Annotated in this window: 18 protein-coding genes; 15 read left to right on the top strand and 3 right to left on the bottom strand. The window is 38.8% G+C overall.

Features of this window, described 5'->3' with window-relative positions; translation table 11 throughout:
- Positions 1-96: 96 nt before the first annotated feature.
- Positions 97-909 carry an FRG domain-containing protein gene (locus tag QUE09_RS07920; RefSeq protein ID WP_286235653.1) on the bottom strand — a complete coding sequence of 271 codons (813 nt, stop codon included), beginning with the start codon at positions 907-909 and terminating at the stop codon, positions 97-99.
- A gap of 261 nt (positions 910-1170) precedes the next feature.
- On the opposite strand from QUE09_RS07920, the gene QUE09_RS07915 reads away from it, so the two are divergent.
- Positions 1171-2133 (top strand): integron integrase, encoded by a 963-nt coding sequence (locus tag QUE09_RS07915; RefSeq protein WP_286235652.1) that lies wholly within the window; start codon positions 1171-1173, stop codon positions 2131-2133.
- A gap of 290 nt (positions 2134-2423) precedes the next feature.
- Here QUE09_RS07915 and QUE09_RS07910 read toward each other — a convergent pair whose 3' ends face one another.
- A complete protein-coding gene (locus QUE09_RS07910; RefSeq protein ID WP_286235651.1) occupies positions 2424-4658 on the bottom strand; it encodes an NADP-dependent isocitrate dehydrogenase in 2235 nt (744 codons plus the stop codon).
- Positions 4659-5251: 593 nt separating this feature from the next.
- Between QUE09_RS07910 and QUE09_RS07905 the strand changes: the two genes are divergently transcribed.
- From QUE09_RS07905 to QUE09_RS07845, 13 genes are all read left to right on the top strand, one after another.
- Positions 5252-6502 carry an efflux RND transporter periplasmic adaptor subunit gene (locus tag QUE09_RS07905; RefSeq protein WP_286235650.1) on the top strand — a complete coding sequence of 417 codons (1251 nt, stop codon included), beginning with the start codon at positions 5252-5254 and terminating at the stop codon, positions 6500-6502.
- A 24-nt stretch (positions 6503-6526) separates the two neighbouring features.
- Positions 6527-7249 (top strand): ABC transporter ATP-binding protein, encoded by a 723-nt coding sequence (locus tag QUE09_RS07900; RefSeq protein WP_286235649.1) that lies wholly within the window; start codon positions 6527-6529, stop codon positions 7247-7249.
- Positions 7250-7267: 18 nt separating this feature from the next.
- Positions 7268-9772 (top strand): FtsX-like permease family protein, encoded by a 2505-nt coding sequence (locus tag QUE09_RS07895; RefSeq protein WP_286235648.1) that lies wholly within the window; start codon positions 7268-7270, stop codon positions 9770-9772.
- 137 nt (positions 9773-9909) lie between these two features.
- Entirely contained in the window at positions 9910-11283 is a 1374-nt protein-coding gene (locus QUE09_RS07890) for a sigma-54-dependent transcriptional regulator (RefSeq protein WP_286235647.1), read from the top strand.
- Entirely contained in the window at positions 11283-12617 is a 1335-nt protein-coding gene (locus QUE09_RS07885; protein WP_286235646.1) for a sensor histidine kinase, read from the top strand. The genes QUE09_RS07890 and QUE09_RS07885 overlap by 1 nt, the downstream gene beginning before the upstream one ends.
- A gap of 81 nt (positions 12618-12698) precedes the next feature.
- The gene (locus QUE09_RS07880; RefSeq protein ID WP_286235645.1) at positions 12699-13370 is read left to right on the top strand and encodes a pseudouridine synthase; all 672 of its coding nucleotides are present in this window, start codon (positions 12699-12701) and stop codon (positions 13368-13370) included.
- The gene (locus QUE09_RS07875; protein WP_286235644.1) at positions 13363-13851 is read left to right on the top strand and encodes an NUDIX hydrolase; all 489 of its coding nucleotides are present in this window, start codon (positions 13363-13365) and stop codon (positions 13849-13851) included. The genes QUE09_RS07880 and QUE09_RS07875 overlap by 8 nt, the downstream gene beginning before the upstream one ends.
- 310 nt (positions 13852-14161) lie before the next feature.
- On the top strand, positions 14162-15010 hold the full coding sequence (locus tag QUE09_RS07870; RefSeq protein WP_286235643.1) for a hypothetical protein: 849 nt from the start codon (positions 14162-14164) through the stop codon (positions 15008-15010).
- Positions 15011-15216: 206 nt separating this feature from the next.
- The gene (gene mnmA, locus QUE09_RS07865; RefSeq protein ID WP_286235642.1) at positions 15217-16371 is read left to right on the top strand and encodes a tRNA 2-thiouridine(34) synthase MnmA; all 1155 of its coding nucleotides are present in this window, start codon (positions 15217-15219) and stop codon (positions 16369-16371) included.
- Positions 16372-16385: 14 nt separating this feature from the next.
- The gene (gene hflD / locus QUE09_RS07860; RefSeq protein WP_286235641.1) at positions 16386-17009 is read left to right on the top strand and encodes a high frequency lysogenization protein HflD; all 624 of its coding nucleotides are present in this window, start codon (positions 16386-16388) and stop codon (positions 17007-17009) included.
- 19 nt (positions 17010-17028) lie between these two features.
- On the top strand, positions 17029-18399 hold the full coding sequence (gene purB, locus QUE09_RS07855; protein WP_286235640.1) for an adenylosuccinate lyase: 1371 nt from the start codon (positions 17029-17031) through the stop codon (positions 18397-18399).
- A gap of 104 nt (positions 18400-18503) precedes the next feature.
- A complete protein-coding gene (locus QUE09_RS07850; RefSeq protein ID WP_286235639.1) occupies positions 18504-19655 on the top strand; it encodes a cupin domain-containing protein in 1152 nt (383 codons plus the stop codon).
- Positions 19656-19659: 4 nt separating this feature from the next.
- Positions 19660-20124 (top strand): GNAT family N-acetyltransferase, encoded by a 465-nt coding sequence (locus tag QUE09_RS07845; protein ID WP_286235638.1) that lies wholly within the window; start codon positions 19660-19662, stop codon positions 20122-20124.
- A 14-nt stretch (positions 20125-20138) separates the two neighbouring features.
- Here the strand turns inward: QUE09_RS07845 and QUE09_RS07840 are convergent, their stop codons facing one another.
- Positions 20139-20546, bottom strand: coding sequence for a DUF4826 family protein (locus tag QUE09_RS07840; protein ID WP_286235637.1), 408 nt, complete (start codon positions 20544-20546; stop codon positions 20139-20141).
- Positions 20547-20804: 258 nt separating this feature from the next.
- Here QUE09_RS07840 and QUE09_RS07835 point away from each other — a divergent pair, with 258 nt between their 5' ends.
- Positions 20805-21848, top strand: a complete 1044-nt coding sequence (locus QUE09_RS07835) for a Glu/Leu/Phe/Val family dehydrogenase (RefSeq protein ID WP_286235906.1) — start codon at positions 20805-20807, stop codon at positions 21846-21848.
- Positions 21849-21995 lie beyond the last annotated feature (147 nt).

Genomic DNA, 21995 nt, shown 5'->3' with positions numbered 1-21995 from the left:
GCCTTAAGCGGTGAATAATGGTTGGCTAAAATGTGAAGCGAAGCGGAACCGAGCCAACCGTTACGAATCCGACTTTAAGGCCTTGTTAGGCTTGTATTACAAATAACCTTTTTCACGACGTAATCTCTTAGCTAAAGAATCGAGATCACAATAAATTGTATCTTCAACAATGCCTAGCCGATGTAACTGCTGTAACAATTTATTTCTACTATGAAAATCAATATCAATATACTCCACAATACCTGAAGCCACCTGTTCTTCGAGAGTTTTAGTGCATTTTCCGTGAACGGTAAATGCACTTTGTTGAGCAGACATTCTTGAATCTAGCGGAATAGTTTCAATTGCCATTGGAAAATCAAGTAATAAGTGCTTTTCTGAAACGGTAAGGTTAGCTGGTAAATATGAATCAAATAACAATTTCACTTTAATATCCTGTGGATATTTTTCTAAGCTTCTTTTCTCAGCACTAAAATATGTATTAGTTTCAATATATCTCATTTGAGTATCTACCTGAGAGGGACAAAAGACTCTCTCGACACCAGTAAAGAAACCATTAAGTTTATATGGGTTTATTATCCAAACCCTATGGTCATCTTCATTTACCGCTTTTTGTGTTAAAGCAAAATATAAAGCAATTAAAGGAGATTTACTCCAATCTAAAAGCCTTGTTGGTAGACCGTGATGTTGCATTAGTGCATATAAATACCAAGGGTTACTATTAATTGATGAGTGATATTTAAATTGTTCTCTCAAAAAACCATAAACTAAGTCATCTTCACTAAATATATCTATATTATCCCAGTGAATTCGAGGTCTAAGGTCATATATAGGAGAAGATACGCCTCTAAACCAAGAGTTTTCATATTGGGTTACTATCGTTGTAAACTCTTCGACAGAAGTTATTTTCATATTCGATTCAACTCTAGCCTAGTAGCAAGCCTAACAGCTTATTAGAAGGAATAATTCTCGCTTTCTACACGAAGTCATTCCCTCTACTTCATTAAAAATCAACTACAAACTACCCTGATATTACCAATTAATCAATAAGATAACGCTTTTACTTATGCACACCGTTTGTAGAAAGCGAGGATTTTTCTCTCTTTCTTGTAGAAAGTTCATCCTCGACTAAACTGTATAAATATACAGCATAGAGAGATAAAGGATTATCAAATGTCATCACCATTTTTAACTGCAGTAAAAGAGTATATGTGGACAAGGCGCTACGCCAAAAGAACAATTGAAACTTACCTTTATTGGATAAAATACTTCATTCACTTTAACAACAAGCAACATCCCAAAAATTGTCACGATCAGGACGTAGAAAAGTTTCTTAGCTATCTATCAAATAGCATGAATGTGGCGCCAAAAACCCAAGCAGTTGCATTAAATGCCCTGCACTTTCTTTATAAAGACTTTTTAAAATTACCGCTATCGTTAGAGTTAAGGTTTAATAAATCGCGAGTACAACCGAAACTGCCAGAAGTATTAACAAAATCAGAAATAAAACTATTTTTCGACACCATCACACCAGACTATAAGTTGCCGTGTCAGTTAATGTATGGAAGTGGGTTACGCCTAATGGAGGTCGTAAGGTTACGAATACATGATATAAACTTTAATTTTAATTGCATTCAAGTATGGAATGGTAAAGGCGGCAAGCATCGAAGAGTAACCTTAGCAAAAGAGCTTAGAAAACCACTAAAAGAACAAATACGATTTGCCAGTGTTTTTTATCAGCGAGATATGCGAAACCCCGCATACAATGGTGTTTATATGCCCTTTGCATTAGCGAGAAAATATCCGAGTGCTAAAAAAGAATTAGGTTGGCACTACATCTTTCCGTCTAATCGTCTAAATGAAGACCCACAAGCCCATCAACTAAGAAGACACCATATTCATGAATCAGCCTTACGAAAAACTGTAAAGCAAACAGCTCATTTAGCAAACATCAAAAAACAGGTCACTTGCCATACATTGCGCCACTCTTTTGCAACGCATTTATTGCAGCGAGGGGCTGATATTAGAACAGTACAAGAACAGTTAGGACATACAGATGTGCGAACTACACAAATTTATACACACGTAATTGAACAAGGTGCAAACGGTGTAAGAAGCCCCTTGTCAGACTTATAGCTCAATAAATAAAGTGGTTATTAATTTGTTTTATTGGGTTTATTTTCTTAGCAAGCGTGTGAATAACAATCGCCAAGCCGCCAACTAGAAATACTACTAACGCAGTTAACATCTAAAAATCCTTTTTTTGATGAAGGTGAATGTAAACATATTATAGCTCGTTACAAGCAAGTTTTACTGCAAAAATTGCAGAAAAACACAACTAAATTCATCTTTGTGTCACAAATCAACACATCAATTACAAAAAGCCCGCGTTAAGCGGGCTTAATAATACAATGCTCTTTTCGCGCTTATAACAGGCTAGAGAGAATTGTGTTTAGCGTTTCACTTGGACGCATAGCTTTATCAGCAAGATCTTCAGCTGGTTGATAATAACCACCAATATCTTGTGAAGGGCCTTGTGCACCATTTAACTCGGCAATAATCTTATCTTCTTGCTTGGTTAATGCTTGGGCAAGTGCCGTAAATGCAGATTTAAGATCTTCATCTTCATTTTGTTCAGCAAGTTCTTGCGCCCAATATGTTGCTAGGTAGAAATGAGAACCTCGGTTATCTAACTCACCTACCTTACGAGAAGGTGATTTGTTCTCATCTAAAAATTTACCTGTGGCGGCATCTAACGTATTAGCAAGTACTTGAGCTTTTGCATTACCCGTTGTATTGCTTAAATGTTCAAGTGAAGCAGCTAGCGCTAAAAACTCACCTAAAGAGTCCCAACGTAAATGGTTTTCTTTTTCAAATTGTTGCACGTGCTTAGGTGCTGAACCACCTGCACCAGTTTCAAATAAACCACCGCCATTCATTAATGGTACTATCGAAAGCATTTTAGCTGATGTACCCAGTTCTAATATTGGGAACAAGTCAGTGTTATAGTCACGTAATACGTTACCTGTAACAGAAATGGTGTCTTCACCTCTACCACAACGGTCCAACGTAAATTCACACGCTTGAGTAGGTGCTAAAATACGAAGATCTAAACCATCAGTATCGTGCTCTGGCAAATACGTATTTATCTTTTTAATAATTTCAGCATCGTGTGCACGATTTTCGTCTAACCAAAACACTGCTGGTGTATTTGATAAACGTGAACGCGTAACCGCTAATTTCACCCAATCTTGAATAGGCGCATCTTTCGTTTGACACATACGGAAAATATCACCTTCTTCTACGTCTTGAGAAAGTAACACATCACCCGTAGCAATATTTACCGCGCGAATAACACCTTTGCCTTTTGCTATAAACGTTTTGTCGTGTGAACCATACTCTTCCGCTTTTTTCGCCATTAAACCAACATTTGGAACAGTACCCATTGTTGTTGGATCAAAAGCACCATTTTCACGGCAGTAATCAACAACAGCTGAGAAAACACCAGCATAATTGCGATCAGGGATCATAAACTTAGTATCTTTTTGCTTACCATCAGGACCCCACATTTGACCAGAAGCACGAAGTGCTGCCGGCATTGACGCATCAATAATAATGTCGCTTGGTACATGTAGGTTAGTAATGCCACGATCAGAGTCAACCATCGCAAGTGGTGGTTGAACGTCGTATACCGCGTTAAGGTCTGCTTCAATTTCAGCTTTTTTATCAGCAGGTAAACGCGCTATTTTTGCGTAAACATCGCCAATGCCGTTATTAACATCAACACCTAATTGCTCAAACGTTGCAGCATGTTTAGCAAACACATCTTTATAATATACTTTAACCGCATGACCAAAAATCACTGGATCAGATACTTTCATCATAGTTGCTTTCATATGAAGTGAAAGTAATACGTCTTCATCTTTCGCTTTTTGCGTTTCTGCTTCGAAAAATTCAACAAGTGCTTTTTTGCTCATTACCGATGCATCAATCACTTCTTTATCTTCTAACGCAACTTTTTCTTTTAATACGGTAACGCTACCGGCAGTATCTACGTATTCAATACGCATATCGGTTGCACCAGTAACCGTCATTGACTTTTCACTACCGTAGAAATCACCAGACTCCATGTGTGCTACATGAGACTTAGAATCTTTTGACCATGCGCCCATTGAATGTGGGTTTTTCTTAGCATAATTTTTAACAGCACTTGGCGCACGACGGTCAGAGTTACCTTCACGCAAAACAGGGTTTACGGCTGAACCTAATACTTTTGCATACGTTAATTTAATTGACTCTTCAGCTTCGTTCTTTGGTTCTGCAGGGTAATCAGGTAAAGCGTACCCTTTATCTTGCAACTCTTTAATAGCTGCTTGAAGTTGTGGAATAGAGGCTGAAATATTCGGTAATTTAATAATGTTCGCTTCAGGTGTTTTTGCAATATCACCTAATTCAGCTAATGCATCACCAATACGCTGTTCTTCTTTTAAATATTGTGGAAAATTAGCAATGATACGACCCGCTAATGAAATATCGCGTGTTTCAACGTCGATGCCAGAAGATGCTGTGAAAGCTTGAATAATCGGTAGTAATGAATGCGTAGCAAGCGCTGGCGCCTCATCAGTAATGGTATAAATGATTTTAGATGATTCTGTAGTCATTTTTGATCCTAGTTATTATCAGCGAGTATGCAACAAAATGAATAAAAACCCGCAAATTAAAAATTAACATTCATTTTGTTGAAAAAAATAATTGCGCGCGCATAGTAAAGGAAACCATGATTTAACACAAGATTTCACTGTATAAAGCTAGAGCGTTGAATGCTTTGTTGCTTTACCAATAAACGTTGCTAAAGACTTCGTAATACAAAAAGTTCGCGCCAAAATCGAGCAAATATTAACACTAAAAGGCCAACACGCTCTTATAAAAAAGCACGCTATCCTACAACATTTAGTTATTGATGAGTAGCGTTACCCAGGTGCTATGTATTGGGTCGACGTTGCGATATGTCAAGTTTTATAAACACGGTAATTTTTCTTTTTAGCCGCATTCTCATTTAAAACCGTAGATCTCGAATTCGAAACTTTAATAGATATTTTCCCGTCTCGATTTCGAGACAACAACAACATACCAAAAACACAACAAAAACATAATCCATTGATAAATATTGAATTTATCATTTTGGCATTAACTTCGCTTTTCGTAGTATCAACAACATTAAATTTAATCGTGACCACTACTAAAAAGGACAACGATGGATATCGTTAGAAAAAAACAAAACAAACCTATAATTTCCGGTAAATGGCTTGTTATCAGTGTCATTGTAATTGGTTGCCTTTGGGCGCTTGTATATGCGAGTACCGCAAACAATAAAATCTCCGCAAGCAATGTGATGATGGATACCGTAAAAGCGGGTGATCTAACATTAGATGTACGCGGTATTGGCGTGTTAGTCCCTAAAGAAGTTTATTGGGTTGCCACAGAAACCAATGGCCGGGTAGATAAAGTCTATATAAAAGCAGGCGCAGCCGTTAAAAAAGGTGATTTAATCATCTCTATGAAAAACCCAACACTTTCTCAGCAGCTAGAAGAAAGTCAATGGGAACTTGAAGAAACACAAGCACAATTAAATGCACAACGCGTCGCACTTGAGTCGCAAGTACTCGACCAAGAAACATTAGTGATTCACAGTAAATTAAACTATGAAAGCGCCCTACTCACTTTAAGTGCACAAAAACGACTATTACAACAAGGCATTGTGGCAATTTCAAAGGTTGAGCACGAAGAAGTAAAAATTGAAGTTGAACAGCTTTTACAACGCTGGCAGTTAGAAAAAAAGCGATTAGCCAAAGCACAAGAGAATTTAATCGCACAAAAAAGAGCTTTTAATGCGCGTTTAAAACGTATGGAACGCAGCACAGCAAGAATTCAACATTTGGTCGATAGTTTACAAATACGTGCCTCAATCGACAGTATTGTACAAGAAATGCCTCTTGAGATGGGGCAACAAATAACCGCAGGAACGAATGTTGCGCGTTTAGCACGCAATGACGAGTTTATTGCTGAGATTCGCGTACCTGAAAAACAAATTTATCAAATAGGCTTAACACAGGCCGTCACCCTTGATACTAAAACAAGTAAAGTAAGCGGTGAAGTTATTCGAATTGATCCCTCGGTCGTTAACGGTTCTGTACAGGTTGATGTGGCAATAACGGGAACACTTCCTAAGGAAGCGCGCCCAGAACTAAGCGTAGACGGCATTATTCATGTTGCGCATTTAACTGACACACTTTATGTCAAACGCCCCATGTTTGCTAAGGCCAACGTGACCAGTAATGTTTATATCGTGAACCCTGAAACCAAACAAGTAACAATGCGTGAAGTTACCTTTGGCCGTTCTTCACAAACTCAAATCCAAGTGCTTTCGGGCCTTACCCCTGGCGAAAACGTGGTAATCTCTGACGTCTCGTCATGGAAAGAAAAGCAAATTAAAGCGATACAATAGCCAAAAAATAATAAGGAAAATCCAATGCAAGACCAAGTAAATACCCTAGTCGCGCTTAATGCGCTCGATAAAGTTTTTTATACTGACGACGTTGAAACGCATGCATTAGAAGGTATAAATCTTACCATCAATAAAGGCGAGTTCATCTCAATTTCTGGGCCTTCGGGCTGCGGAAAGTCCACACTATTATCGATTTTAGGGTTACTTGATACCCCCACAAATGGCACCTATCAATTAGCAGGTCATGATGTTACAAGCTTAAACAAAGATGAACGAGCATTGATCAGAAATGAAAAAATCGGGTTTATTTTTCAAGCATTTAATTTGATCAGTGACCTCACCGTACAAGAAAATGTAGAACTGCCGTTATCATACCGCTCAGACATTAGTAAACATGAGCGCCAAACGTTAGTTAAGCAAGCGCTTGAACAGGTTGATATGCAACATCGTGCCAATCATTTTCCTTCACAATTATCAGGGGGCCAACAACAACGTGTTGCGGTTGCCAGAGCCATTGCAGGAAAACCTGATATTCTACTTGCCGATGAGCCAACGGGTAACTTAGATTCCAAGAATGCCGGGGCGGTTATGGAGTTATTAGATAAATTGCACGCTAATGGCGCAACAATTTGTATGGTAACACATGATCCTCGTTCAGCCAGTAGAGCGGATCGTATAATTGAAGTATTCGATGGCAAAGTCGTTGCCGATCGCCCTTCTGAAACACCAAGCGCTATCGCAATTTAGTAAGCAGAGGAACATAATATGAGCTTATCTATCGAGTTAAAATACTCTATGCGAATGCTGCTGAAAAAGCCGTTATTTACCGCATTAACCATACTAATTGTTGCGATTGGCTTAGGGTTAACTGTTTACACCTTTTCATTGTTAAACAGTTTAGTTTTTAAGCCAATGTACCTTAATGGAGACACAGAAGTTGTCGCCATAGAAGCGCAGTTCGATCGCAATCATTTATTTCGACGGTCAGCCGATCCTTTTCACGTAAACCTTGCGGTAAAGCAACTTGATATTTTTGATGATCACGGTTTCTATACAGAAGGTACTACATTTATTGGTGGAAACAACAGCAAACATGCAGCTTTGTTTTCAGCTAAGAAAATGAACGCAAGTTACACAAGCGTTAACATTTTTGACATGGCAGGTGTTCAACCTCATTTAGGCAGAGGGTTTATCCAAGATGACTTTGTTGAAGGTGCAGAGCCTGTTGTTGTGCTAAGTTATGAAATCTGGCAACAATATTTCAGTGCTGATCCCGGTGTTATTAACCAACAACTTGCTCTTGATGCTGTGCCAGGAAGAATTATTGGTGTTATGCCTGAAGGTTTTTCCTTTCCTGATAAAGCACAAATTTGGCAACCACTAAGTGAGCGTACAGTAAACCCAACAGAAGCCTCTTATAGCAGTTTATTTGCCTATGCTCGAATACGTGATGGCGTAAGTATTGAAGAAGCACAGGCAGGTTTAGATACCGTAAACCAACAAATTGCAGCAACATTAAAAGAAGATTTCAAGTTTCGTATACCTGACAACGGCAGATATTTAAATGTTATGCCTTATAAACAGGCTAGTATTGTACAGTATTACAATATCTTTATTGCCTTATTGATCGTTGTGTTCCTTATCTTATTACTTGCCTGTATTAACGTAAGCAACCTATTGTTAGCGCGTGTTAATGAACGTATCAAAGAAATTGCTATTCGTGTCGCGTTAGGTATTCCACGCAAAAAACTAATGATACAAATGCTATGGGAAAGTATATTTATCTGTGCCATTGGTGGCTTACTTGCCCTGCTATTTGCCGCTTACGGTATTGAATTAACAAACCAGATGTTTAACCAAACGTTTGCAATAAATAATGAAAAACCCTTTTGGTGGACATTAACAATAGACAGCCAAGCCATTGCTATTTTAGTTATTTCAATAATCGCAATGGTATTAATTACCGGTTTGTTTCCTGCTTACAAGTCGCTTAACAATGATTTTAATGCCGTTATTCGTGATGGAACACGCGGCGCATTAGGTAAAAAAGCGGCAACGGTTGGCAAAGCACTGGTTATCTCAGAAATAGTGTTGTCTTGTGTAGTGCTTGTTATGGCAACCGTTTTATTATCAACCGGTTATTTTGCGAGCCAAGCAGATTACGGTGTTGAAACGGAAAATCGCATCACAGCGCAATTACAGATACCACCTGATAAATACCCTATTCGCAGAAATACAGAGCATGAGTATCAAGACCGTTATAATCGTTCACAAGTGTTCTACCGCATTAAAGCAGCCATTGATGCAATGCCAAATTTAAAAGCAAGCGCGATGATGACACAATTGCCGGGCACTGGTGAAGGTACAAGCTTTTTTGAAATAGAAGGCCGCCCTGCTGCTGTTTACAACGAAAACCCATATAGTAATAATGAAGTGATTTCTCGTGACTCATGGAAAGCACTCGGTATGCGTGTTATTCAAGGGCGTGACTTTGATCATAGAGATGGCGCAGAAGGCGCGCTCAGCATTATTGTTAACCAATCCATCGCAGAAGCGTTTTTCCCCGATGGTGACGCAGTAGGTAAACGCGTTCGTCGTGCTGGTCGTGGTGGCTATCGAGGTGACTGGTATACCATTGTTGGTGTTGTGTCTGATACCTATCATGGTTCTACCATGCGTACCTCAAGTGCGTCATACAACAGTTATCATGCAATGGATAATATCGGCGTTATGCGTCAATATGTTGCGGTTCATTACTCAGGTGATATGCAAGCAGCAACCGCAGCTTTGATGCAAGCGGTAAACAATGTAGACCCTGATGTAGGTATTTATCATGTGCAATCTTACGACAGTTTAATACAGCAACCAATGATGCTATTACTGTCAGTCAGTAAAATATTCTTATTTTGCGGTATTGTTGCCGTTATCCTTGCGGCAAGTGGTATTTATGCCATGGCATCAAATAATATTTTGACTCGCACGCAAGAAATAGGCGTGCGCCGCGCGATTGGAGCACCCGACGCTAAAATTATGGCGATGTTTTTAAAACAAGCAGGAATTCAACTGTTTATCGGTTTGGCGCTTGGTGTTACGCTATCAATAGCTTTATCAAGTTATATGTCTAACACCATTGTCATCAACAATGAAAGCTATGGCATTGCGCTTGTGGGTATTCCACTGTTAATTGTTTTTATGGTGCTTATGGCCACGTTTATTCCTACGCGTGCTATTTTGCGTTTGGAACCAAGTGATGCCTTACACTATGATTAATAAAGCTTTTATCTTTATGTATTAGCTATAAAGACAAAAAAGATAGCTTAAATGTAAAAATAATTGGGCGGTCATTGACCGCCTTTTATGTTAACTCACTGTATAATGATGTCACCGTAGAGTGATTGAAAACAAACATGACACGATCAATTCCTAGTATTTTAATTGCCGATGATGATGAAAATGTTATCTCAGCGTTATCGTTAGCGTTAAAACACGAAAACGTAAAAATAATCACTGCAAGTACGCCACATCAAGTACTAACGCTGTTATCACGTAAACAGTTCTCTTGTTTGTTGCTAGACCTTAACTACACCCAAGATACAACGTCGGGCTCAGAGGGTATGCAGCTAGTTAAAGCGATAAGAGACATTGATAGTCATGTACCGATCATTGCAATGACAGGATACAGTAGCGTTGATATTGCTGTAGAAATGATGAAACTCGGCGCAAGTGACTTTATTGAAAAGCCATGGCGAAATGCACAACTGCTTAACAAAGTAAGACAACAAATAGCACATGTTGATACCTTACGTAGTAATGAAAAACTCGCGCAAGAAAACGCGTTACTTAGCCGTGAAAAAAATCAAAATGTTATCGCACACTCGGCATTAATGCGCGAAGTGCTTGAACAAATCCAGCGCATTGCGTTAAGTAACATGAATGTACTTTTTACTGGCGAAAATGGTACGGGTAAATCAATGCTCGCCCGTTACCTTCATCAACATTCTGAGCGACAACATAATAGCTTTATTTCCGTTAATATGGGGGCAGTCACCGAATCACTATTCGAAAGTGAAATGTTCGGTCATATTAAAGGCGCTTTCACTGATGCCAAAGAAGATCGCATTGGTCGTTTTGAGCTTGCCTCGCAAGGGACACTATTTTTAGACGAAATTGCCAATATAAACTTAAATCAGCAAGCTAAATTGTTACATATTTTAGAAGAACAAAAATTTGAGCGTGTTGGAAGCCATATTACCATTGACGCTGACGTACGGGTTGTTTCGGCTACCAATGCAAACCTCGATGAATTAGTGGCGAATCAACAATTTAGACAAGACTTACTATACCGATTAAATACCGTAGAAATACGTATTCCCGCGTTAAAAGAGCGCGTAGAAGATATACTGCCACTGGCAGAATATTTTATAAACGTATTTTGCCAAAAATACCGTATACCGGCAAAAGCATTAAGCCAAGAAGCGAGTCAAGCCATCACATTTTATCATTGGCCAGGTAACATTAGAGAGCTTAGCCATACTATTGAGCGTGCCTTATTTTTATCGACTCAAGATAATATTCAAGTGAAAGATTTAAACTTACCTATAACGGCTACGCCTGTTAGTCAACACCTTCACGAGCAAACATTAGCAGACATAGAAAAGCAAATAATTATCGAGCGCTTACAACGCTTTAAAAATGATCCACATAATACTGCAAAGTCTCTTGGATTATCTCGTAGTTCGTACTATCGTCGACTTGAAAAGTATCAACTAAACACTGAATAATGACTCATAAACCAACTGCCTTATCGTTTGAAAATAAACTTGCTCAGCAAAGTTTATTCATTTCTCTTATTCCCTGTGCATTACTGTTCATTTTACTGAGCTTTAGCGCTATATCATTGTATTTAAAAATTATTATTGTCGTGTTTACTGTTTCGTTTATCGCAATCGGTAACTTACTGGTATGGCGACGTATACGTAATCAATTAAGAACAACCACCAATGTCGTTGAAGCCCTTATTACAGGTGATACCACAATGCGGCCCAGTTCATCAGTTAACACTGGCGCATTAGCTGAACTTAATAACGTGATAAATACCGCAGCGCTGCAATTAGCAGAACAGCGGTTGGTATCGAAAGAACACCACATCGCGATGGCAAAAGTATTAGAACATATTAATGTCGCGGTGATTTGTTTAGACGACCATGCCGTTGTTACCCTGCTAAACCCGAAAGCCAAGCAACTGTTTTCATTACAAGACGACATGATAGGCATGCCATTGAGAAGTTTGGGAATTGACAAAACGTTACTCGCTCAGCCGTTACAACAAGTAGTTAATTTAACCACAGATAGAGGCCAAAAACGTGTCTATTTACAAACAGATAGTTATCGACTTTATGGCAAAACCTATACCTTATTATTTCTCAACGATGTGCAAAAATTATTGCAAAATGAAGAACGTGTAGCATGGCAACGATTGTTACGCGTGCTCAGCCATGAAATTAATAATTCGCTAGCACCAATAGCGTCTATTGGAGAGTCATTATCGCAAATAGTAACTACTGCTGATTTAGAAAATGAAACCAAGCAAGACCTAACTGGTGGTTTACGTATTATGACCGAGCGAGCATTAACGTTAAACGGCTTCATTAGAGAATATCAATCACTTACCCGGCTTCCTGAGCCTCAAAAAACACTCTTTTCTTTGCGCGAATTTATTCAAGATCAAGGTAACTTTTTTACTGACGCGAAAATAAAGATTGTTACACCGCAAAACATCGACGTTTTTGCTGATAGCAACCAATTATCTCAAGTTTTAGTCAACCTAATAACAAATGCTGTACAAGCATGCTCAAACACAACAACATGTCAGATAGAGATTAGTTGGCAGGCAAGCGGTGAATTTATTCAAATTATGATTTGCGATAACGGTGATGGTATCAAAAACCCAGACAACCTTTTTGTGCCCTTTTATACAACTAAAAAACAAGGTAGTGGTATTGGTTTAGTGCTATGCCGTCAAATAATGTTCAACCATGGTGGGGATTTAACATTAACAAATAGGACACAGCAAACAGGCGCAATGGCAACCATTTCTTTGCCCAAAATGCGCTAACAGTAGTCATTCGTAAACCTGATAAGATAAGTAATACATTTAACGCTAGCGAAAAAAACGTCGTCACCCTAAAATACCACCATGAGACAAAATCTTAAAAGCGCTAGCGGTAAACCCTTAGCCTTAAAAAAACAGCAGCGTAATAAATACCAAAGACATAGAAAAGTCACTAAGCCATCAGTCGATCCTAACGATCGCGTTATCGTACTACTCAATAAACCTTTTAATGTGCTTAGCCAATTTAGTGATAACAATGAAGCGTTAAAAAACAATCGCCAATCTTTAAAAACATTTGTCCCCATTAAAGATGTATACCCTGCGGGAAGACTAGATCGCGACAGCGAAGGTCTTTTGTTACTTACCAACGATGGGAAGCTTCAACATAAATTAGCAAATCCAAAACAAAAAACAGAGAAGACCTACTGGGTTCAAGTAGAAGGACAACCAGATGAAGCCGCGTTAGCACAATTACGATCTGGGGTGATGTTAAAAGATGGTAAAACACTACCTGCTAAAGTAGCTATTATTGAAGCGCCAGCACTTTGGCCCAGAAACCCGCCGATAAGAGAACGCGCCAATATTCCTACAACATGGTTATCAATAAAAATTACTGAAGGTCGTAATCGCCAAGTACGCCGTATGACTGCACATGTCGGCTTTCCAACTTTACGCTTGATCAGATATGCCATAGGTGAATACACAATAGACGGCATTAAAAACGGCGAATACAAGGAAATTAAGCCCCATGATTGAACCTACACATAAACTGTCCAATGAACACGGCAGTGATCAGTTTAAACCAAATACCACCGTAGCTGCGGTCATTTATGCAGATAACAAGTTTTTATTAGTTGAAGAAAAAGAGAATGGTAAAACGGTTTACAATCAACCAGCAGGTCACTTAGAAGCAAAAGAGAACTTAATTACCGCCTGTAAGCGTGAAATACGAGAAGAAACAGGTTTATCATTAGCACCACAGTGTTGCACAGGTATCTATTATTTTCATCGGTCTGAATTAAACCTGTATTTTTTAAGGTTTTGTTTTGCTATCACGCTAACCGAAACAAAACCCTGTATACCACAAGATAACGAGATAATTGCTTGTCATTGGCTTACTTATGATGAAATAGTGGCGAAAAAATCAGCGTTGCGAAGCCCAATGGTTCTGCAATGTATTGATGACTTTCTAGCGGGTCACCACATACCTCTCGATAACTTTTCGTCAAATCTATAACCGTACTACCTGTAAATAACGTACGATGTGGTAAATAAGGGTCCATTCTTTTGTAAACTCACGTTTTTAAAGCGTTGCGGTTAGACCGCTATACTCACGCGCCAAGCTGTATTAGGTAAATATCCATTTAAACTTCTATAATAAAAACATTGATATATAAATAATATTAGATAAATTAAACGATAATGCTAAGCGTAAGTGCGTCCTTATTTCAGTTGAGATTGTTTAATCAAGCAAGCCAAATGAAGCAGAACACTTCGCTTTATTCTCATAAGCAATCATTGCTTTTCGGCCTACTTAAGGAGCATTCATGGTGTTTTTTCAGCGGCTAATGATATTCGTTTTAGTTGGCGCACTGCCACTAAGCACACTATCTGCGTCTGATAATAAGCACCAGACCACAATTAATATTGCAGCCATCGATAAAGAACATATATTCAACGAAAATGGTCCAGTCAGGCAATTACTAAATAACCATATTAGCCATTATTTACCTCAATACCGTTTAAATTATATCGAAACTAACTTCCTGGCATTTTGGCGAAACGTACAACAAGGAGAGCCGCTCTGTCATGTTTTTGCTCGTGGCCATATCAGCAATATTAATACTATCAGGAGTAAACACGCGACATTACTTACCCCTATGCCTGCCGTTGTTATTCACAACAGTGCATTAAAGAAACTCGAAAACCAAACTCTCAGTGCAGAGTCTATTATTGCCAATAAACAATTAATGGGTGGCTACAACACTGGTAGGAATTACCCTGTATATGTGCAACAACTTATAGAAGAAAAAATTACCGATAGAAAATCCACCTTATTTGGTGGCCATTTCTCAATTCATCAGTTGCATAAACTCACCCACCAAGGTCAACTAGACTACTTCGTCGGTTTACCACAAATTATGCCGTTAATATCCGGCATAACCTTAGATGATTTCACCATTGTTCCCTTTGCTGAGCAATCTCCGCAGCCACTCTATTTTATTTGTAGCGATAATGACACGCACCAACAGTTTTTAAACGATTTTGATCGTACGGCATTTAGTTGGTATCACAACCAACACTTTAACACCCTTTGGCAATTCCTATACCCTGAGGATAAAAAGAGCCACTTTAAGCAGTTAAATAGATTTATTGATCAACAAATGCGTGAATAGCTAAACTTTCCATATACGTTTTAGCAGATTATTTTCCTTTTAAATGTCGGTTTTACTCTTGTTTTTCAGTCTTATCGCTTCACAAATTGCATACGATAAACTTTTGTATGAATTAATCACGAAAGTTATCACTACAGTAGTGAATTTGCTGACAATAAATGCTACAATCTCGCGCCATTTTTTAGTGAGTTTGATTAAATTTCAAAATGACCAATAGCTGTTTAACTGCAAATTCTCCTGATGCACGTGAGCCAAAAGATATCCGCGTTATTGTCGGCATGTCTGGCGGTGTTGACTCTTCTGTTTCGGCATATTTATTACAAGAACAAGGCTATCAAGTAGAAGGCTTGTTCATGAAAAACTGGGAAGAAGATGACACTGACGAATACTGTGCAGCAGCTGATGACTTAAAAGATGCGGAAAAAGTATGTGAAAAATTAGGTATCAAACTTCATACAATTAATTTTGCTACCGAATATTGGGATAACGTATTTGAGTATTTCTTAGCAGAGTACAAAGCAGGTAGAACCCCTAATCCTGATATAATGTGCAATAAAGAAATTAAATTTAAAGCATTTCTTGAGTTTGCCTGTGAAGATCTAGGCGCAGACTACATTGCAACTGGTCATTATGTTCAGCGTGAATTTCGTGATGGTAAATGGCATATGCTACGAGGCCTCGATCAAAACAAAGACCAAAGTTACTTCTTATATACGCTTAGCGATAAACAAGTAGGTCAAACGTTATTTCCAGTAGGCAATATTGAAAAACCACAAGTGCGTGCCATTGCGGAAAAAGCCGATCTTATAACCCATAATAAAAAAGACAGCACCGGTATCTGTTTTATTGGTGAACGCAAATTTAAAGACTTTCTACAGCAATATTTACCCGCGCAACCAGGCAAAATAGAGTCTGCTGACGGTGATGTAATTGGTGAACATGATGGTTTGATGTACCACACACTTGGACAGCGAAAAGGCCTTAGAATAGGCGGTTTAGCTAATGCCGGTGAAGCCCCTTGGTATGTTGTCGAAAAAGATTTAACACGTAACGTGTTAATTGTTGGACAGGGTCATGACCACCCTCGCCTATTTTCAAATGGATTAGTTGGTAATCAACTGCATTTAGTTAGCAGAGAGCCTTTATTAGACACTATAAAATGCACCGTAAAAACCCGTTATCGTCAACAAGATGTGCCTTGTACTTTATCTCCAATTAAAAATGGTGATGAACTTACAGATGAATACACCGTCATTTTTGATACACCACAAAGCTCAGTCACTCCCGGTCAATCCGTTGTATTCTACCAAGACGAAGTATGCTTGGGTGGTGGTATTATTAACACTTTAATTCGCCAATAGCGCTGACGAGTCATATGCAAAATTTCCAAGAACAAACGATTACACTGGCAGCGATATGCCAAGTAAGCTACCTCGTGCAAAAGCTTGCACGCCAAGGTCAATCAGATGAAGAAGCATTAACCACAATGTTAAAAAGCATTATGGTGGTCTCTCCAAACCATACACTTGAAGTTTATGGTGACGATTTAAACAACATTCGTGCAGGGCTAACAATGCTTGTTAAACACTTAGGTAACGGTGAACATCAAAAAGATCCAGAGATTACCCGTTATGTTGTCAGTCTGTTAAGTTTAGAGCGTCGATTATCAAAGAATAATAAGCAACTACAAGCATTAGGCAGTCGCATAGAGCAATGCCAGCGTCAACTAGATCACTTTACCATTGAAAGCGATACAATTATCGCCAGTTTAGCGAGTATATATAGTGATATAATCAGCCCATTAGGCTCACCAATTCAAGTTGCCGGTAATCCAGAGATTTTAAAAACCTCGTCAAACCAACATAAAATTAGAGCACTGCTACTTGCAGGTATTCGCTCTGCTGTACTTTGGCGACAAGTCGGCGGTAAGCGTCGCAGTATTTTATTTTCACGTTCAAAAATTGTTGAATGTGCACAACAGTTACTTAAACAAATTTAAACACTATCAGGAATCTACTATGGAACTTTCAGCATTAAGTGCTATTTCACCCGTTGATGGTCGATACGGCAGTAAAACAAAAGCCTTACGTCCTATATTTAGTGAATTTGGTCTGATCAAATACCGTGTTACGGTTGAAGTTCGTTGGTTACAAAAACTAGCTGCAACCGCTGAAATAAAGGAAGTGCCTGCTTTCGGTGATGCTGAAAATGCGCTCCTTGACGCAATTGTTGCAAACTTTAATGAAGAAGACGCACAGCGCATTAAAGACATTGAAGCAACAACAAACCATGACGTAAAAGCGGTTGAATACTTTTTAAAAGAAAAAGTAGCAGCTAATGAAGCGCTAAATGCTGTTTCAGAATTCATTCATTTTGCTTGTACTTCTGAAGATATTAACAACCTTTCGCACGGTTTAATGTTAAAAGAATGTCGAGAGCTGGTTTTATTACCGATTATCGATGAGATCTTAACTGAAATAAAAGCACTTGCTGTTGAGTATCAAGCCATTCCTATGATGTGTCGTACGCATGGTCAACCAGCATCACCGAGCACAATGGGTAAAGAATTTGCGAACGTTTATATTCGTCTAAAACGTCAACGTGACCAAATTGCTAATGTAGAGCTGTTAGGTAAAATTAATGGTGCTGTAGGTAACTACAACGCACACTTATCTGCTTATCCAGAGGTGAATTGGCACCAGTTTTCAGAACAATTTGTTACGTCTTTAGGCTTAAGCTGGAATGCATTCACTACGCAAATTGAACCACACGATTACATTGCAGAACTTTTCGATGCAGTTGCTCGATTCAATACCATTTTAATTGATTTTGACCGTGACGTATGGGGCTACATAGCATTAGGCCACTTTAAACAAAAAACAGTAGCTGGCGAAATTGGTTCATCAACTATGCCACATAAAGTGAACCCTATTGATTTTGAAAACTCAGAAGGTAACTTAGGCATTGCCAATGCATTATTCGCGCATTTAGCACAAAAATTACCAATTTCTCGCTGGCAACGTGATTTAACAGATTCAACGGTACTACGTAATTTAGGCGTTGGTTTTGGTAATTCACTTATTGCTTACGCGGCTACACTTAAAGGCATGAGCAAGTTACAAGTAAACGAAGAAAGTCTTCTAGCTGAATTAGACAAAAACTGGGAAGTACTTGCTGAACCTGTACAAACCGTTATGCGTCGCTACGGTATAGAAAAGCCTTATGAAAAATTAAAAGAACTTACTCGTGGTAAACGTGTTGATGGCGACGCAATGCGTGTCTTTATCGACAACTTAGCACTACCAGAAGAAGCCAAAGCAGGATTACGTGAAATGACACCAGCAAGCTATATTGGGCGCGCTGTTTCATTTATCGCTGAGCTTGACTAAGCTTTGTAAGCAAGTTCAGAAAAAGGAACCCTAGGGTTCCTTTTTCTTTGCATTAACAGAAATGTATTATTAAAAATAAATTAAAATTTAGGAACATGTAACACATGATCAAGATTTCTTGGGGTGACTTAACACCCGAAAAATTTTTGCAAGAATACTGGCAGAAAAAACCGCTACTTATAAAACAAGCGGTTCCAGGGTTTACAGGCACCATTGAAGCTGATGAACTTGCAGGTTTGGCAATGGAACAAGAAATTGAATCTCGTATTATTAGTCATGATGGAAATGAACAATGGCAAGTGCACCATGGTCCATTTGAAGACTTTAGCCAATTTGGAGAACAAAATTGGACCTTACTTGTACAAGCGGTAAATAATTGGTCCCGAGAAACAAACCAATTACTTTCCCTTGTTAATTTTATACCTCGCTGGCGCGTTGATGATGTAATGGTAAGTTTTTCAACCCCTGAAGGTGGTGTTGGCGCTCATTTAGATCAGTACGACGTGTTTATATTGCAAGGCGAAGGTCGCCGTCGGTGGCAAGTTGGAGCGCCTGATGCGAGCTTAAAAACATTGTTACCTCACCCAGATCTGAAACAAGTGTCTCCTTTTGACCCGCTGATTGACGAAATAACAGAGCCAGGTGATTTACTCTATATTCCACCAAACCACCCACACAATGGTGTATCTGTTGAAAATTCGCTTAATTTTTCTATTGGTTTTCAAGCACCAAGCAACCAAGATTTATGGTCAGGCTTTGCCGATATACTCATAGATAAAAATTTAGGAGAAGCACGTTTCACTGATCCAAATAGAACAGCATGTGTTGATTCTAGTCAGTTAACTGAAAAGGATACTAAGGCGCTACATGCTTTTATGCTTTCGCAGTTTAATGATACGGCGATGTTTAATGAATTTATCGGAAAATACCTTACACAAAATCACCATGCACTTGAGCTACTTATACCTATGGAAGCTTTTGAACAAGCGTATGTTGTTGAGATATTAGATAATGAAGATATTCATCTTGCGCCAGTTTCAGGCATTAAAGCGCTTATTATTGATGAGCCATCTCCATGCTTATACATCAATGGAGACGCTTTTACATTATGCGAAGAAACAAAACCTTTAGCAAAGTTATTGGCAAGCAGTGACCCTTTGACCACAAAAACATTAAAAAGTTTCACTGATTGTTTGAAAAACACTCAGTTGTTAACTAATGTTTTAAATAAGGGTTATTGGTTTATCGAAGAATAGTGGAATGTCATCATTTAGTATTAGCCGTGTGCAGTGGGAGCAAGCAGCTCCCCTTTTAAAAAATGTCAGAGAAAAAGTGTTTATTTGTGAATGGCGCATTCCAAAACACATTGAATTTGATAAAAAAGATCGCTTTGCATTTCACGTGCTAGTATGTGATGACAAAACGCAAGAGCCCATTGCTACAGGGAGAATTCTCGCCACAGGTGAGATTTCTCGCATTGCGGTTTTGTTACCCTATCGAAAAAAACAGGTCGATAACATCGTTGTGCATGGTCTACTTAGCATTGCAAAAGAAATTGGCTTAGACGAAGTATTCATTTACAGCCCTCTTGACACTGTAGAGTACTATCGACGATTTAATTTTATAAGTGCCGGTGCTGTTTTTATGGAAGCCGGCATGCCAAGACAACGCATGAGTTGCCAGTTAAACAATGTAACCAACGCAAACTACTGTTTTACTCATTAATGCTCTACTAGTGCTTACGCAGTTTGCCAAACCTTTTCATCATCAAACAATTGATACAAGCCTTCTGCTCTTGAAATTAAATGTTCCGCAAGCTTCTTACTCTCTTCTGCTTCGTCTTTCAGTAAGTTTTCTGCTTGTAATTGCCACTTCAACGAAAAATGTCTAACCGCTTCTCGAGCGTTTTGTGCCACTACCTCAGGCGAATAATCTGTTGGTAAATCTCCAGAAATAGCCCACACACTTGTGTTATCCGATAAGTTTATCTTCCAAACCGACATGAGCGGTATTAAATAGCGACTTTCAGTATCGGCAACACTTTTGGTGATCAAGCCACGGTCAGCAAGAAATTTTGTTGCTGTTTGGTATTGTTCTCTTACCCATTGTTGTTGTTCTTGTTCGCTCATTGCAATTTGTTCAGTCATAACACTCATGTTTTTCTATACTACTTATTGATGTAGCTTAGACTAGCCAAAGAGCACATGAGAAACAAGCGGTAAATTTTAAGCATTGCAAGCTTATGTTCAAATTTGTGAACAATTACATTATTTACACGATAAGTTTAGGCAAGAAAACGCACTGGTTCGACTGGCTAAAGGCCCAAACTAATGGTATTGTGCGCGCCAAGAAATATTACACCTACGGTTTCATTTTGAAACGTTTTAATGCACGGAGAAGTAGAAGTGGCTTTTTTCGATTTAGTTGATTTTGATAACCACGAGCAAGTCGTTTTTTGTAGTGATAAAGCAACAGGCTTAAAAGCAATTATCGCAGTTCATAGCACAGCATTGGGGCCAGCAGCCGGTGGTTGTCGATTTTGGGATTACGCAAATGATGAACAAGCATTAACCGATGTATTGCGATTGTCAAAAGGTATGACTTACAAGAACGCTATGGCGGGATTAAAACTTGGTGGCGGTAAAGCTGTTATCATTGGTAACCCAAAAGCACTAAAATCAACAGAGTTATTTGAAGCCTTTGGCCGCGCAGTTAATAACATTGGTGGTAGATACTATACTGCTGAAGACGTTAATATTACCACGAGCGACATGGCTACAGTTAATCAAGTAACCGATTATGTTGCGGGCTTAGATGGTAAAAGTGGCAACCCTGCTCCCTTTACTGCGCTCGGTACCTTTTTAGGGATTAAAGCCGCGGTTAAATTCAAACTTGGAAAAGATGACTTAAACGGTATTAAAGTTGCCGTACAAGGTCTTGGCAGCGTAGGTTATGACTTATGTGCTAAATTACATGCTGCGGGTGCTAGCTTAGTTGTTACGGATATTAACCACGAAACGCTAGAAAAAGCATCGGCTGAATTTGGTGCAACAATTGTTGAGCTTGATGATATTTACAGCCAAGATGTTGATGTTTTCTCACCGTGTGCACTAGGTGCTTCTATTAATGATGACACGATCCCACAGTTAAAAGCATCTATCATTGCCGGTTGTGCAAACAACCAGTTAGCTGCTAATAAACACGATCAGATCTTAAAAGATAAAGGTATTTTATACACACCAGATTACGTCATAAATGCTGGTGGTATTATCAATGTATCATTAGAGATTTATCCAGAACCATACTGTGCTCAAGAGGCCACTCGATTGGTAGAAAATATCTATAATACGTTAACGACAGTATTTACCAAAGCAGCTGAACAGGATAAACCAACAGGTATTATCGCAGATCAAATGGCTCAAGAGATTATTGCTAACGCAAGTAAATAAATAGCCTTTATTAAAACAAAAAATAAGGTGGCCTAGGCCACCTTTTTAATTACTTCAATTTGGAATGAAATGTGAGTGCAAGACAACCCTGTCTTGCTAACAACAAGCCTATGCATTCAAGCAACTAATAGCCAGTCAAAAACATTA

The organism is Thalassotalea sediminis (genome assembly GCF_030295915.1).
Classification (GTDB): Bacteria; Pseudomonadota; Gammaproteobacteria; order Enterobacterales; family Alteromonadaceae; genus Thalassotalea_C; species Thalassotalea_C sediminis.
Note: the sequence above shows the minus strand (reverse complement) of the source record. Positions and strands in the feature narration are given on the sequence as shown.

Excerpts from the sequence above, each read along its gene's own strand:
- QUE09_RS07920 (WP_286235653.1), bottom strand. The coding sequence starts at position 909 with ATGAAAATAACTTCTGTCGAAGAGTTTACAACGATAGTAACCCAATAT.
- QUE09_RS07915 (WP_286235652.1), top strand. The coding sequence starts at position 1,171 with ATGTCATCACCATTTTTAACTGCAGTAAAAGAGTATATGTGGACAAGG.
- QUE09_RS07910 (WP_286235651.1), bottom strand. The coding sequence starts at position 4,658 with ATGACTACAGAATCATCTAAAATCATTTATACCATTACTGATGAGGCG.
- QUE09_RS07905 (WP_286235650.1), top strand. The coding sequence starts at position 5,252 with ATGGATATCGTTAGAAAAAAACAAAACAAACCTATAATTTCCGGTAAA.
- QUE09_RS07900 (WP_286235649.1), top strand. The coding sequence starts at position 6,527 with ATGCAAGACCAAGTAAATACCCTAGTCGCGCTTAATGCGCTCGATAAA.
- QUE09_RS07895 (WP_286235648.1), top strand. The coding sequence starts at position 7,268 with ATGAGCTTATCTATCGAGTTAAAATACTCTATGCGAATGCTGCTGAAA.
- QUE09_RS07890 (WP_286235647.1), top strand. The coding sequence starts at position 9,910 with ATGACACGATCAATTCCTAGTATTTTAATTGCCGATGATGATGAAAAT.
- QUE09_RS07885 (WP_286235646.1), top strand. The coding sequence starts at position 11,283 with ATGACTCATAAACCAACTGCCTTATCGTTTGAAAATAAACTTGCTCAG.
- QUE09_RS07880 (WP_286235645.1), top strand. The coding sequence starts at position 12,699 with ATGAGACAAAATCTTAAAAGCGCTAGCGGTAAACCCTTAGCCTTAAAA.
- QUE09_RS07875 (WP_286235644.1), top strand. The coding sequence starts at position 13,363 with ATGATTGAACCTACACATAAACTGTCCAATGAACACGGCAGTGATCAG.
- QUE09_RS07870 (WP_286235643.1), top strand. The coding sequence starts at position 14,162 with ATGGTGTTTTTTCAGCGGCTAATGATATTCGTTTTAGTTGGCGCACTG.
- mnmA (WP_286235642.1), top strand. The coding sequence starts at position 15,217 with ATGACCAATAGCTGTTTAACTGCAAATTCTCCTGATGCACGTGAGCCA.
- hflD (WP_286235641.1), top strand. The coding sequence starts at position 16,386 with ATGCAAAATTTCCAAGAACAAACGATTACACTGGCAGCGATATGCCAA.
- purB (WP_286235640.1), top strand. The coding sequence starts at position 17,029 with ATGGAACTTTCAGCATTAAGTGCTATTTCACCCGTTGATGGTCGATAC.
- QUE09_RS07850 (WP_286235639.1), top strand. The coding sequence starts at position 18,504 with ATGATCAAGATTTCTTGGGGTGACTTAACACCCGAAAAATTTTTGCAA.
- QUE09_RS07845 (WP_286235638.1), top strand. The coding sequence starts at position 19,660 with ATGTCATCATTTAGTATTAGCCGTGTGCAGTGGGAGCAAGCAGCTCCC.
- QUE09_RS07840 (WP_286235637.1), bottom strand. The coding sequence starts at position 20,546 with ATGACTGAACAAATTGCAATGAGCGAACAAGAACAACAACAATGGGTA.